This window comes from Colwellia sp. KU-HH00111, assembly GCF_040362745.1.
Classification (GTDB): Bacteria; Pseudomonadota; Gammaproteobacteria; order Enterobacterales; family Alteromonadaceae; genus Colwellia.
Window position 1 is genome coordinate 42,906 of the sequence record NZ_BAABWO010000011.1, and the last position, 13,831, is coordinate 56,736.

The window sequence follows — 13,831 nt, forward strand, 5'->3', positions numbered from 1 at the left end:
AATGGCGCTTACCAAAGCAGAAGTAGCAGAACATTTATTTGAAAAAGTTGGGCTAAGCAAACGCGACGCAAAAGACATGGTTGAAATCTTTTTTGAAGAAATTCGTGAAACACTAGAAAGTGGTGAACAAGTTAAACTTTCTGGTTTTGGCAATTTCGACTTGCGTCAAAAGAGCGAACGTCCAGGCCGTAACCCAAAAACTGGTGAAGATATTCCAATTTCTGCCCGTAAAGTGGTCACTTTTAGACCCGGGCAAAAATTAAAAAGCCGAGTTGAAGATGGTAACAGCGAGTAAATAACCCGATTTTTATTAATTGACGTGATATGCTAGCTAAGCTATTAGCTAGCCTCGAAAATTAAGCGCTAATCAAGGTTATATAAAACACACTATCGTTGGGCGTTAGTGTGTTTTTTGCTTTTTAAAATTTACGGTTTTTCTAACCCTCTACCTGAAGTACTTTATGCGCCGTTCTAGCTACCCTGAACACGAAGTAACCACTTTGAATTGGCAAGCTTTCAAGCTGATTCTACCTTATTTGTTTGAGTTTAAAGTACGTATTGTGTTGGCAATTTTTTGTTTGGTATTAACCAAAATTGCTAGTGTGTATTTACCTTTTATCTTAAAAGATATAGTTGATACGTTAGATGCTAAAGCGCCAGAAAAATTGCAAACCTTAGTCGTGCCTTTAGGTTTAGTAGCGGCCTACGGATTAGTAAGATTGTCGATTGTAGTTTTTGCAGAAGTGCGCGATACCTTATTTGGTCGAGTTACCGAACGTGCTATTCGCCGGATAGGTTTGAACGTATTTCGACATTTACATCAACTAGATTTAGATTTTCATTTAAATCGTCAAACAGGTGGCTTATCGCGAGATATTGACCGTGGCACTTCTGGTATTAGTTTCTTAATGCGGTTTATGGTGTTTAATATTGTGCCAACGCTGCTTGAAATAGTAATGGTGGTTACCATTTTGTTTGTTAATTATGGTGTGTGGTTCGCCCTAATCACCTTAGGCTCAATTGTCGCCTATGTCGCCTATTCTGTTTATGCCACAGAATTGCGAACAAGGTACGTGCGTGCTGCTAATGTTGCGGACTCTTCGAGTAATACGCGTGCTATTGATAGCTTACTCAATTATGAAACAGTTAAATATTTTACCAATGAAGACTATGAAGCCAAGGCTTATGATCAGCAGCTAAGTACTTGGGAGCAGGCTAAAATAAAAAACCGCTTGTCACTGTTTGCTTTAAATGGAGGTCAGGCGTTTATTATCTCAATTGCTATGACCTCAATGTTGGCGCTTGCGGCTGTACATGTTAGTGAAGGTAAAATGACGTTAGGTGATTTTGTCTTAATTAATGCCTTTATGATGCAGCTGTTTATTCCACTTAACTTTTTAGGTTTTGTTTACCGCGAGATCAAAGGCTCGTTAGCCAACATTGAAAACTTATTTGGTCTGCTAGATAAAACACCCAAGGTTGTAGATAAAGCTAATGCCAATAGATTAACTTTAACTAAAGCGGAAATTGCTTTTGATAACATTGGCTTTGCATATAACCCCAATAGAGCCATTCTTGATAATATCTCCTTTACAGTTAAGGGCGGTGAGAAAGTTGCGGTAGTGGGCACAAGTGGCTCAGGCAAATCAACTTTAGTCAAACTGTTATTTCGTTTTTATGATGTTGATTCTGGCAGTATTACCATTGATGGGCAAAATGTTAGTGATGTGACTCAACACTCCCTTAGACAACATATTGGTATCGTACCGCAAGATACCGTGCTTTTTAATGATACTTTGTTTGCTAATGTTAATTATGGTGCTCCTGATGCGAGCAAAGAACAGGTTATGCAAGCTATTGAAATGGCGCATTTAAACAAGTTTGTTACTAGCTTGCCTGATGGCATTGAAACCATGGTGGGTGAGCGTGGTTTAAAGCTTTCAGGTGGTGAAAAACAACGTGTTGCCATTGCAAGAACCATTTTGAAAAACCCGCAGATACTGGTGTTTGATGAAGCGACATCATCCTTGGATAGTCAGTCAGAGCAAGCGATTTTAACTGCAATTAATGAAGTAGCACAAAACCGTACTACTTTAGTTATTGCCCATCGTCTGTCAACCATTGTTGATAGCGACAATATTATTGTTATGGATGAAGGTGAAATTGTTGAACAAGGTAATCATCAACAATTACTGGCATTACAAGGGAAGTACAGTAAAATGTGGCAATTACAGCAGTCAGCTAAGTAACGTTATAGATGAATACTATTAATACTAAAGCCAGTAAAAAAGGCGATGGTAATCTTGAAAGTCATGCGGTGTTAGCCACCAAACAATGGTTGCAAGAAATTGTCATCGATCTTAATTTTTGTCCTTTTGCTAAGAAGGAGTTTGTAAATAATACCATCTGCTACCACGAAACTGAGACAGAGCAAGTAAAAGCTGCTTTGCATGAGTTAATTGAGCAATGTCGCTATTTACAAGCGCATGATGAATTAGAAACTACCCTGATCATCTACAACAGTGGTTTTCGCAGTTTTGAGCGGTATTTAGACTTGGTTGATTATGGTAATGAGTTGTTAGTAGACTCGGGCTTCGAAGGTATATTTCAGCTAGCAAGTATGCATCCTGAGTACTGTTTTGCCGATGAAGACTTTGATGATGCCAGTAATTTTACTAATCGTTCGCCATTTCCTATTATTCATATAATTCGCGAAGCCAGTATGGCGAGAGTGTTATCTGTATATTCTAAACCGGAGAAAATTCCAGAAAATAACATTGCTTTAGCTCATGAGAAAGGCGCTATTTTTTTTCAGGAAGTATTAGCTCGAATTCAACAACAGGGCATTTTGCCTCATTCAGTCGACCACAAATAGAAGTTTTTTATGTCTTATTTAGAGCAGTTTTTTCTTATCGCAGTTGTCCATTTATTAGCCGTTGCTAGCCCTGGGCCAGATTTTGCGATTATTTTAAAACAAAGTATTCGTTATGATCGTAAAATAGCAGTTTATACAAGTTTTGGCATTGCTACCGGTATTTTATTGCACGTTACTTACTCGCTGGTTGGAATAGGGTTGCTAATTGCCAGTGACGAGCGTTTATTTACCGGGCTTAAATATATTGCGGCGAGTTACTTTTGTTATATAGCTTGGCACAGTTTAAGAGCAAAAAAAACTGAGCCAAGCCAGCAAGAACAGCAATCTAGCGGTGACGAAACGAGTGAACAAAACGGGGATTATCCATCGATTAAAAAAGCATTTTTTACTGGTTTTTTGATAAATGGTTTAAATGTTAAAGCAACCTTGTTTTTTGTTAGTTTATTTTCAGTTATTATCGCACCAGACACGCCTTTTGCCATAAAGTTGAGTTATGGTTTATATATGACACTAGCGACCGCTGCTTGGTTTGTGTTCCTTTCTTATTTACTCACCCACCCTAAAATTCGCTATTTTTTACAAATTAGAGGTTATCTGCTTGATCGGGGGATGGGTGTTATTTTGTTATTACTTGCAGTGCAGCTTATATTAAGCGATTTAAACACATGATTGCGTTGTAAACATTTCAGATGCAATTCGGGTATAATACCGGTTTTATGTGCTAGGCTCTCGCTAAAGTTTAGAAGGATTATTAGTTTGTCAGAAAAAATAACTATCGTACAGGTAGGCGGTAACATTGAAAGTGCACTTAAGGGTGAATACCAAATCAATGTTAAGGCCATTTTAACTGAATCTTGGCAACAAACGCTAAAGTCTCGCCTTGCAATCAATTTAGGTTTGTTGTTTTCGTTAATACTGGGCATTTTAGTTTCGTTATTGGTCAGTAACTACTTAGGTGGGATTGAGTCGGTATTAGCTGATCCAGAAGCGAGTATGTTACTCAATGTCGTGGTTACCATTGCCGTTTGGCCATTTATTGCTGGTGTTGAAATGATGGGGGTTCTAAATGCTGTGGGCTTGAAAACAGCCCCTAAAATGACCTTTGGGTTCTTAAAGCGAGCAAGTTGGGTGGTGTTATGTGCGCTGTTGACATCCATATTAATTAGTTTAGGTTTTCAACTTTTTATTTTACCCGGCATTTTTCTTGCGGTGACCTTATCTTTGACCATTCCATTGGTGATTGAAAAGAAAATGACGCCAATGAAAGCGATTGTGTTGTCAATACAAACCTTACGTTTTAAATTCTTGTCTCTGTTGGTGTTATATTTTATTTTACTTTTATCATTGCTGGTGTTGATTTTACCGCTAGCATTATTGCTAGAATCAAGCTTTGCACCCTTAGGAATTATGATCTTTTTGTTTGGCTGCTCTTTTCTTGCACCCTTGTTTTACAATGTAAAAGGCATAGTATATCGTGAGATTTTTGGGGTGAGTTTAGCCACTAATGGTGGTGTTGATAACACTTCAAGTGCAACTACTGATAATTCAGTACAAGATAATACTGATTCTGATGATACATTTTCCGCGTAAAATGAATTTACAATCAGTGAAATTAACTCTGATACTTTGCTTTAATCGCAATAGTTTACGTCACATTAACATAAGCCGCTATAGTCAAAGCCTGTATAGCTTGATATGGGATTTTTTATGAAAAGCACACAATTGATCAAGCTGGTTCTTTCGTTAGTTGTCACGTTGGCTATGATAGCGCCATTTACTTTCTTAAAAGAAGACATAGTAGCTACAACCGTTGAATTACCATCAACAACTCCGCTAGAACCATTGGGAAAAGAAATTGCGCTAAAAGTAAAACCACTGGCAACTATGGCACCTAGGACTAAAAGCAAACCAGTAGTTAAAAAACTGCCGGAAAACCCTTTGCATCAAATGACTTTGCCTGATTTTGCTGCCATTTCTGATACCAAGCAAAAAAAGAAGCACTTTTTTAACTATATGAAGCCTGCGGTAAATAAGCAGAATCAGCATCTACTTGCACAACGAGCTAAACTCCTTCAATGGCTAGATAAAATAAATCAAAAGCACACTTTAACTAAGCAAGAGCAACAAGCGTTAGCGCAATTAACGAGCAAGTATAAAGTGAAAAAACACGCTTCAGTCTTAGTACAATTACATGAATTACTGTTACGTGTTGATATTGTGCCTATGCCTTTGGTGTTAGTACAAGCGGCTAACGAGTCAGCGTGGGGCACTTCACGCTTTTCGCGTATAGGTTTAAACTTCTTTGGCATTTGGTGTTATACCCCAGGTTGCGGCATGGTACCAAATGGTCGCACTGAGGGTGATAAACATGAAGTTGCGGCTTTTAAGAGTTTAGACGACGCAGTTGCTCACTACTTATACAATATTAACTCTAATAAAGCCTATCGTGTTTTTCGGACAATCCGCGCTGAATTACGTGAACAGGGACACGAATTAAGCGCTGAAATACTTGCAACAGGTTTGTTACCTTACTCTGAGCGAGGAGCCGATTATGTTATTGAAATCACTAATATGCTAAGACATAACCGGCAATACTTAACAGAGAATAATGATAGACAACCAATAATTGTTGCTGAATAGCTGATTAAACGTTAGTCACATCAATAAAAAGCGATTCATCGATATTGGTTGAGGAAACCGTTTCACCAGAAAACTCATAGGCTGCTCTTTCTTCAGTTCTATCAATTGTTAAGTTGGAAAAATCAAAAAGGTTGGTATCTGCGAGTTGGCTCAGGCTGATGTTTTTAAGTGATTTAAAAATATTTTCCACACGTCCGGGGACTTTCTGCTCCCATTCGCTGAGCATGGCTTTAACATTTTGTCGTTGTAGGTTTTCTTGTGAGCCACATAAGTTACATGGGATAATTGGATATTCTTGAGCGCTGGCAAATTCAATAATATCTTGTTCTCTACAGTAGGCAAGCGGCCTAATGATAATGTTTCTGCCATCATCTGATCTTAGTTTTGGTGGCATCGCTTTAAGCTTCGCACCATAAAACATATTAAGAAACATGGTTTCGACAATGTCATCCATGTGGTGACCAAGTGCTATTTTTGTAGCGCCAATACTCTCGGCAAATGAATACAATGTGCCTCTGCGTAATCTAGAGCAAAGACCACAGGTGGTTTTTCCTTCAGATATTTTTTCTTTTACCACTGAGTAAGTATCTTTGTCGACGATATAATATGGGATACTTAGCGACTCAAGGTAGTGAGGCAGAACCTCTTCTGGAAAACCAGGTTGTTTTTGATCCAAATTTACCGCAATAATTTTGAAATTAATCGGTGCTGCTTTTTGCAATTTTAATAAAATATCCAACATGGTAAATGAATCTTTGCCACCACTGATGGTTACCATTACCACATCTGATTCTTCAATCATATTGTAGTCAAAAATAGCTTTACCTACATTGCGTCTTAGTTTTTTTTCAAGTTTGATTATATCTAGAGATTGATTGGGTATTTCAGTTACTGACATGATTTTTGTTCAACTCAGTGGCGTTTAATTTGCCGCGCATTATAGGGCTTTTGCATTTTTAACGCTATAAGGTTTTTCAGAACAAAAGAAAAACGGTAAGTTTAACTATTAAGCTTACCGTTGTTCGTGATCTCAATATTCGCCGTCGTGCTATTGCAAGGGTGAAGTATAACCGTCGGGTTTAAGGGCAAGTACGTCACAATTGAGTTGATCAATAACATGTTCAGCAGTATTGCCAATGAGAGCCGCTGAAAACCCTGTTCTACCCACTGTACCCAAAATAACAAGCTCTGCATCAATTTTGTTAGCGACTTGCTCTATTACTGTTTCAGGAAGGCCTTCTTCAACATGGGTGTTAGCGACGCTAATATCAAATTGGTTAGCATGTGAAATCATCGCCTGCTCATGATGTTTATGCATAGTGTCATTATATTCGTTAGCGTTAAACTCAGGAATTTCAATGGCAATATTGACTGGGGTGCCAGGAAAAGAATTCACTAAATGCACATTGGCTTGAATAAGCCCAGCTAGCTGTTTGGCCTCTTTAGTTATTTTTATATTTAACGAGTGATGCTCTTCCTCGTCACTGCCAACATTAAGTGCAGCAAGAATATTTCCATTATTTGGCCATTCATGCTCTTTTACTAGTAATACCGGACAAGGACATTTACGTAGGATATGCCAATCTGTGGGAGTAAAAACCACAGATTTTAATTTATCGTGTTGGTGAGTGCCTTTGATGACAAGATCATAATCATCCTTAATTACACGCTCTATAATGGCTTCAAAAGGACGGTTATGCCAAACTACTTGGCAATTAATCTCAATTGTTGGCTTTAACTCATCAATGATGTTTTGTAACCAAAGTTCTTTATCTTTAATGACAGATTGGCGCATAACATCGCGTTCATCACTGGATAAAATAGTGGTCATTTCGTAAGAAAAATCAAAAATACTCAAAAAGGCGCTTACTTTAACTTGTCTGTCAGTAGCTTTGATGCTGGTCGCTAGATCTATTGCTCTTTTTAACGCTTTTTGTTCATCCGTTGTTGGATCGATAACAACCAATATATTTTGATAAGTTTCCATGATAAATCCCATTGTTATTTGTTTATAAAACTATACTCTAGTTAATTTATAGCAAAGGTTGGGAATTAATGCTTGTTTTAAATCAATTTTCTATGGGTTAGGTAGGCTTTAGATACGCTGATATCGAGGTGTATCGATATCAGCTATAAGGAGGAGAATTATAATTCAGCGCAATCAGTTAATTGATCAATATCTAAAATACTGATTAGCTTGCCATCAACGTTAATTAAGCCGTTTTTGTGAAAGCGGTTCAATAATCGGCTGATAGTTTCAACTGTTAGGCCAATATAATTACCAATATCACTGCGTGTCATAGTTAAGCGAAACTCGGCAGGAGAAAGACCGCGGGCGTGATAGCGTTCGCTTAAGCTCACTAAGAAAGTAGCAACTCGTTGCTCAGCATTTTTTCGGTTGAGCAATGTTAGCATTTCTTGATCAGTACGTATTTCATTACTCATTAAACGTAACACCTGCTTTTTAAGTTTTGGCATAGTGTTAGATAAGGTATCTAAATTGTCATAGGGTATTTCACAGACCATTGACGTTTCAAGCGCTTGAGCAAAGCTTTTGTGCTCTGTATCTGCAATGGCATCAAACCCAAGTAAATCACCGGCTAAATGAAAGCCTGTGATTTGTTCTTCACCTTGTTCATTGACCGTAAAGGTTTTAAAAGTACCGGAACGAATGGCAAACAATGCATGCATTTCCTGACCATCAGTAAAAAGTTTATCGCCTTTATGAATAGGGCGCTTCCGATCAATAATATCATCAAGGGTAGTTAGCTCTTGTTCATTTAGCGTAAAAGGTAAGCAAAGCTCACTGATACTACAATTTTGGCAACTAATGTGCTGTGTGCCAGGGCAACTCTTATTAGGCATGCGAGACTCATCTTTTGAAGAAATAGCTGTTGTAACTTTTAAAGTAGTTACTCTTATTTCATGTATTTGACTATGGTATTAAAACATTTGTTGATATGCAACAATAAAACTATAAATACCTAAAGGAATAAGCACTAAAGCCATTGTTTTTCTAAAAGCCGGCTTGACTAGGTTGTTTTTTATGCTATTGAAGCCGATGGATAAGGTTAATAGTGCAGGTAGGGTGCCTAAACCAAAAAAGAGCATAATACCTGCACCTGTGACGATATCAGCGCTAGCTAAAGCCCATGTTAATGTAGAATAGACTAACCCACAGGGTAACCAACCCCATATTGCCCCTAAAGTTAATGCTTTTGTTGGGGAGTCTACAGGTATGGCTTTTGTTGCTAACGGTGAAATTTTTTGCCACAGTTTTTTACCTAGCGCTTCTACATGATTAAGCCACATTAGCCACTGACCTAAATATAAGCCAAGCAATATAAGAAATAAGGCAGAAAACATTCTTAACCCAGCTAATGGTATACCAATATTTTTGGCGGCAATTGAGCCAGTAAAACCAACAATAGCGCCAATAAGGCTATATGAAGCTATACGTCCAAAATTATAGCAAAAAATCAACGCGGTTTTATTAACTTTTTTGGAGCTAATTTTTTGATTGTTTACTGGAATTTGCTGTGGGTCTTTAATCGTTGTAGGTAGGGCAGAAGTTAGCATAGTCGTAATCCCACCACACATAACAATACAATGTCCTGAGCCAACCAGACCAATTAGAAAAGCGGAGAATATATCGATATTCATTTGCTTGGATTTTCATCCTCAGAGTTATGTCTAATCGCTTTATTCGTTGTTTGTTCAGTGTCACCTTGTTCTTTTTCGTCAAATAGAATACTCATCCCTTGCTTTTCTAGATCATCAAACTGCTCAGTTTTCACCGCCCAAAAAAACAGATAGACCCCAAGGGCTGTTAATAACACCGCGATTGGAATTAAAATATAAATAATGCTCATTACTTTGACTCTTACAATAAACCCCAGCAGACGCTGTAAAGGTTAGCGTTACTTTTTCAGTAAGCGCAGTGAATTGGTAATAACTAAAATAGAACTCGCAGACATACCTATAACAGCTAAATATGGGGTAATAAAACCACTCACAGCTAAAGGTAGCACAATAGCATTATAACCGAACGCCCACAGGTAATTTTGAAAAATGATGCGCTTGGTTTTAGCTGCTATGTTCGCTAAGGTAAGTATACTACTCAGTTTATTATTTAATAAAATAACGTCAGCGCCGCTTTTTGCAATATCAGTTCCACAACCCATAGCAATAGAGACGTGGGCAGCACCGAATACTGGCGAGTCATTAACACCGTCGCCAACCATGGCAACGGTGGCCCCTTGTTCACTTTGTTGTTGCTGTAACACGGTCATTTTATCTTTGGCACTTAAATTAGCATAACACTGAGGTATTGATAACTGTTTTGCTAATTTTTCACAGGCATATTGATTATCACCTGAGAGCATTATCGTGCGGTGACTTTTATTTAATTGCTCAAGGAGGGAGTGCCCGTCAGAACGTATTTTATCAACCAGATAAAAGGCTGCTATGATTTTATCTTCGGCCACTAATAAACAAGATGCATTTAGATACTCAGGCTGTTTTACTTGCGCTTTAGCGTTTAATAGCCAACTTGCTTTACCGATTTTATAGCATTGACCATTGACTGTGCCAATAACGCCTCTGCCAGACAAAACTTTTACCGTGTTGATGGGTAAACTAAAATCACGATACTGAGCAAAAGGCTTAGCTAGAGGGTGCTCGGAGTAGGATTCTAATGCGGCGGCGATAGCTAAAACTTGTGCTGTGGAATAACTATTTATATGCTCAGCATGGTTAATTATATCAACTTTGGCGAGGGTAAACTCTCCCGTAGTTAATGTACCTGTCTTATCAAAAGCATAACACTCGATGTTTGGCATTGTTTCCATTACATGTGCCGATTTAATCATAATGCCTTCATTATTTAATCGTGTTGTTGCACACGTTAATGCCGTAGGGGTGGCTAAAGATAGTGCGCAAGGGCAGGTGGCAACTAATACCGATAAGGTTATCCAAAAAGCTTCTTCAGGTAAGTGTTGCTGCCAATAAATAGCAGTGGCTATCGCGGTTACTAAAATTATAGCAACAAAAAATTGCGCAACCGTATCTGAAAACTGGGCTAGTTTAGGTTTATGCGCTTGTGATTGTTCACTTAAGCGGATCAATTGGCTTAAAAATGATTGGTTGCTAGGCTGCGTTACTTGCACGGTTAGATTACCATCACTATTAATAGTGCCAGCGAATACTGTATCATCAGTGGCTTTATTTACCGGAGTTTGCTCGCCAGTGAGCATTGCTTCATTAATTTGGCTACTACCGCTGATAATTAAACCATCAGCTGGTATCACCTCACCTGGCTTAATTAGCACTAAATCACCTGCGACTAATTGTTTGGCTGCAACTAATAGTTCTTTTGATGCTTCGTTGTTGATTTTAGATTGAGTGTCGTTCACTCGTGCTATTTTTGTTGCTGTCATTGGCATCAGTTTCAATAAGTTGGCGGAAACTTGAGCAGCATGAGATCGTGCTCTAAACTCTAAAAACTTGCCAATGAGTAACAGAAAAGTAAACATTGAAACAGACTCAAAATATACTTCACCTTGTGCGGTCACGGTAGCCCATGCGCTTGCACTAAAAGCTAAAATAATAGCGATAGATACCGGAACATCCATAGACAAACGTTTTATTTTTAAGGTGTTGATTGCCCCTACATAAAAGGGGTAAGCGCCGTAAGATACGATAGGAATTGCTAAAATAAAGCTAACCCAGCGCAAGTAGTACTTATTATGCTCTGCCATACCAGAAAATGCGCCAAAATATAAACCAATAGCTATCATCATAATTTGCATCATTAAAATGCCACTGATACCTAATCGTTTAATAAACACCTTTCCCATTACTTTATTTCGCTGTTCTATTTCATTGGCTTTAAAAGGCAGCGCTTGATAGCCAATTTGCTCGATAGCGTTGAGAATGGCACTCAACTTTATGACGTCATCTTGCCATTTTACCGTTGCGCGCTGGGTGGTCGCATTAACACTGATTGAAACAAGCCCGGTTAATTTAGTTAGTTGCATTTCAATTAACCAAGCACAGGCGGCACAGCTGATACCATCAACGGTTAATATTGCTTCTTTAACTCCATGATCTTGGTAAATAAATTCACTTTGAAGCGCAGCTTGGTCAAGTAATTTATTTTTCTTTAGTTGGGTTGTTAACTGCTCAGGAACTAGCTCTAAACCCTTTTGCGCTGGTTCAGTTCTATATAAATAATATTGTGTTAGGTTATTATCAACAATGGTTTGTGCAACTGCTTGACAGCCAATGCAGCACATAGCTTGTTTTTTATGATTGATAGTAACCGTAAGGTTGATGCCTTGAGGTATAGGCTGATCACAATGAAAACAGGTATTCGACATATTACTGTGCTTTTGTTGGATCAGGAATTATGTCGATAAAATCAGATTGAGGTAAGTAAATGGTCTCTTGAATTTTCCAACTATCGGTGGAATTGTTGTCAAAAGGTGTTAACGTTATTTTCCATTTTCCAGTAATAGTTTTATCAAAAACTTGTCTAAAATAACCATTACCATCGGGGGTTAAGGCTAAATAAAAGTCTTTCTCGGCGAGTGTAGGGTGGAAAAAGCTCACATTAAGTAACGGAAATACCTTTTCAATGCCTGTTGGCTTAATGACAAGTTCATTGTTTGAAAACTTTAACGCAAAGCGCATACCTAACTTTTGCGCTTGTTTCACTTTAGCTACTTGTAAATTAATCGCTTTACCTGTTTTATAGTAATCACCGACCACTAGAGTATCTGCATCAGTATTAGCGATAATATAAGTGGTTATTCCTGCCACAACCGCAGTAAAGGGCAGAATAAAAACTAACCAAGCCCAAGGCTCACGATACCAAGATGTTTTCATAAGGTTTAAATCATTATTCGATTGAATCAAATTGACAGATATTATAGCGTTTTTATGTATTTTGAGCTAGTTTTCTTTATGGGTTTTTTATAATAAAAAACCCTAGTTAACAAGGTGTTAGCTAGGGTTGTGTTTCTTCTGTTAAAGAATATCAGATTGATTATCAATAACGAGGTCTTTTAAACTATCAGTCGAGAGAAAGCGAGTAAACATACGCGCTGATGACATGCACTTTCTCTTCACCTAGAATATCTTTCCATGGTGGCATAACGCCAGCACGGCCATTGCGGATAGATGCTTCAATAGCACGCTGTGAACCACCATACAACCAAATATTATCAGACAAATTTGGAGCTCCCATAGGCAAACCAAGCGCTAAGCTCCCTTGACCATCAGGGCCGTGGCAACCGGCACAAAGACCGAATTTGGCTTTTCCTGCTTTGGCAAGCTCGGCATTAACAGAGCGGCCACTTAAGCTAATCACATAGGCTGCAACTTCTTTAACTCCAGCTTCACCGCCCAAGGCACCAGACCAAGCCATCATACCTGCCGCTATACGACCATTCATGATGGTTTCTTTGATCGCTTCAGGTGTGCCACCAAAAAGCCAATCTTTGTCAGCAAGATTTGGGAAACCCGTTGTACCATGAGCATCTGAGCCATGACATTGTGCACAGTTTTGTATAAATAAACGCTGGCCAACTTTAAGGGCTTCTTTTGCTTGTAACAAATCACTTTGTTGAGCGGTTAATTCCCCTTTGGTATCAAAGTCAATTTCAACATTTTTAGCACTTGCTAAATCTTCAATACTACGAGCAGCGTAGGCTTCAAAAATGGGACCGTATCTTTCTTCAGCATGTGCTACTTCACGATCATACTGAACTAACACCCCTGAATCACTGGCCAAATATTGGGCTGTTTTAGCTTTAGACTCAGCAATATTTAGAATGCCTTGATTCGAGCTTTTCCAACCTAATACCCCTGTCCAGTTTCCTAAACCGTATAGAACAATATAACCAAAAGCCCAAATAATAGTTAATAAGAAAAATGTGCTCCACCACTTAGGTAGTGGATTGTTTAACTCTTCAATGCCATCAAAGGTGTGACCCATTGACTCACCTTCTTCAACACCTGCAAAGTTCTTTAAGCACCAACGCAGTAATAAGTACATACCTACTAAGGTGCCTAGGGTAAGAACCCAAACCCATATATTCCAGAAGCTAGACATTATTAGTCTCCTGTTTGCTATCTGTATCATGATGGCGCGATTTATTTTTTTGCTTTAGTTCATCTTCTTCAAAAATAGAATTTGCAATATCATCAAATGATGCTTTGCGTTTTTTTGAATAGGACCAAACCACGATAATAATAAATAACGCCAATATTAGGAGGGCGAATAACCCTCTAAGTGTTCCGTAATCCATCAGT

15 protein-coding genes are annotated in these 13,831 nt (G+C 38.4%); 6 read left to right on the forward strand and 9 right to left on the reverse strand.

Annotation, left to right across the window (positions count from 1 at the left end; translation table 11 throughout):
• Position 1: 1 nt before the first annotated feature.
• The 6 genes from ABXG98_RS16970 to ABXG98_RS16995 all read left to right on the forward strand — a co-directional run bounded on the left by ABXG98_RS16970 (position 2) and on the right by ABXG98_RS16995 (position 5,515).
• Complete coding sequence (locus ABXG98_RS16970; RefSeq protein ID WP_353539889.1) at positions 2–295, forward strand: integration host factor subunit alpha; 294 nt, start codon at positions 2–4, stop codon at positions 293–295.
• Between the two features lie 166 nt (positions 296–461).
• Positions 462–2,249, forward strand: a complete 1,788-nt coding sequence (locus ABXG98_RS16975) for an ABCB family ABC transporter ATP-binding protein/permease (protein WP_353539890.1) — start codon at positions 462–464, stop codon at positions 2,247–2,249.
• Positions 2,250–2,257: 8 nt separating this feature from the next.
• On the forward strand, positions 2,258–2,875 hold the full coding sequence (locus ABXG98_RS16980; protein ID WP_353539891.1) for a DUF1415 domain-containing protein: 618 nt from the start codon (positions 2,258–2,260) through the stop codon (positions 2,873–2,875).
• Between the two features lie 9 nt (positions 2,876–2,884).
• Positions 2,885–3,544 carry a LysE family translocator gene (locus ABXG98_RS16985; RefSeq protein ID WP_353539892.1) on the forward strand — a complete coding sequence of 220 codons (660 nt, stop codon included), beginning with the start codon at positions 2,885–2,887 and terminating at the stop codon, positions 3,542–3,544.
• Positions 3,545–3,631: 87 nt separating this feature from the next.
• Positions 3,632–4,465 carry a hypothetical protein gene (locus ABXG98_RS16990; protein ID WP_353539893.1) on the forward strand — a complete coding sequence of 278 codons (834 nt, stop codon included), beginning with the start codon at positions 3,632–3,634 and terminating at the stop codon, positions 4,463–4,465.
• A gap of 117 nt (positions 4,466–4,582) precedes the next feature.
• On the forward strand, positions 4,583–5,515 hold the full coding sequence (locus ABXG98_RS16995) for a glucosaminidase domain-containing protein (RefSeq protein ID WP_353539894.1): 933 nt from the start codon (positions 4,583–4,585) through the stop codon (positions 5,513–5,515).
• 4 nt (positions 5,516–5,519) lie between these two features.
• Here the strand turns inward: ABXG98_RS16995 and ttcA are convergent, their stop codons facing one another.
• The 9 genes from ttcA to ABXG98_RS17040 all read right to left on the reverse strand — a co-directional run bounded on the left by ttcA (position 5,520) and on the right by ABXG98_RS17040 (position 13,827).
• Positions 5,520–6,413, reverse strand: coding sequence for a tRNA 2-thiocytidine(32) synthetase TtcA (gene ttcA, locus ABXG98_RS17000; protein ID WP_353539895.1), 894 nt, complete (start codon positions 6,411–6,413; stop codon positions 5,520–5,522).
• Between the two features lie 150 nt (positions 6,414–6,563).
• On the reverse strand, positions 6,564–7,502 hold the full coding sequence (gene uspE / locus ABXG98_RS17005) for a universal stress protein UspE (protein ID WP_353539896.1): 939 nt from the start codon (positions 7,500–7,502) through the stop codon (positions 6,564–6,566).
• Between the two features lie 158 nt (positions 7,503–7,660).
• Positions 7,661–8,380, reverse strand: a complete 720-nt coding sequence (fnr, locus tag ABXG98_RS17010) for a fumarate/nitrate reduction transcriptional regulator Fnr (RefSeq protein WP_353539897.1) — start codon at positions 8,378–8,380, stop codon at positions 7,661–7,663.
• Between the two features lie 78 nt (positions 8,381–8,458).
• A complete protein-coding gene (locus ABXG98_RS17015) occupies positions 8,459–9,178 on the reverse strand; it encodes a sulfite exporter TauE/SafE family protein (RefSeq protein ID WP_353539898.1) in 720 nt (239 codons plus the stop codon).
• Entirely contained in the window at positions 9,175–9,387 is a 213-nt protein-coding gene (gene ccoS / locus ABXG98_RS17020) for a cbb3-type cytochrome oxidase assembly protein CcoS (protein WP_353539899.1), read from the reverse strand. Before ccoS ends, ABXG98_RS17015 begins: the two co-directional genes overlap by 4 nt.
• 48 nt (positions 9,388–9,435) lie before the next feature.
• On the reverse strand, positions 9,436–11,895 hold the full coding sequence (locus tag ABXG98_RS17025) for a heavy metal translocating P-type ATPase (RefSeq protein WP_353539900.1): 2,460 nt from the start codon (positions 11,893–11,895) through the stop codon (positions 9,436–9,438).
• Between the two features lies 1 nt (position 11,896).
• Positions 11,897–12,403, reverse strand: a complete 507-nt coding sequence (locus tag ABXG98_RS17030) for a FixH family protein (RefSeq protein ID WP_353539901.1) — start codon at positions 12,401–12,403, stop codon at positions 11,897–11,899.
• Positions 12,404–12,590: 187 nt separating this feature from the next.
• On the reverse strand, positions 12,591–13,631 hold the full coding sequence (gene ccoP / locus ABXG98_RS17035; protein WP_353539902.1) for a cytochrome-c oxidase, cbb3-type subunit III: 1,041 nt from the start codon (positions 13,629–13,631) through the stop codon (positions 12,591–12,593).
• Positions 13,624–13,827, reverse strand: coding sequence for a cbb3-type cytochrome oxidase subunit 3 (locus tag ABXG98_RS17040; protein WP_353539903.1), 204 nt, complete (start codon positions 13,825–13,827; stop codon positions 13,624–13,626). The genes ccoP and ABXG98_RS17040 overlap by 8 nt, the downstream gene beginning before the upstream one ends.
• Positions 13,828–13,831: the final 4 nt, after the last annotated feature.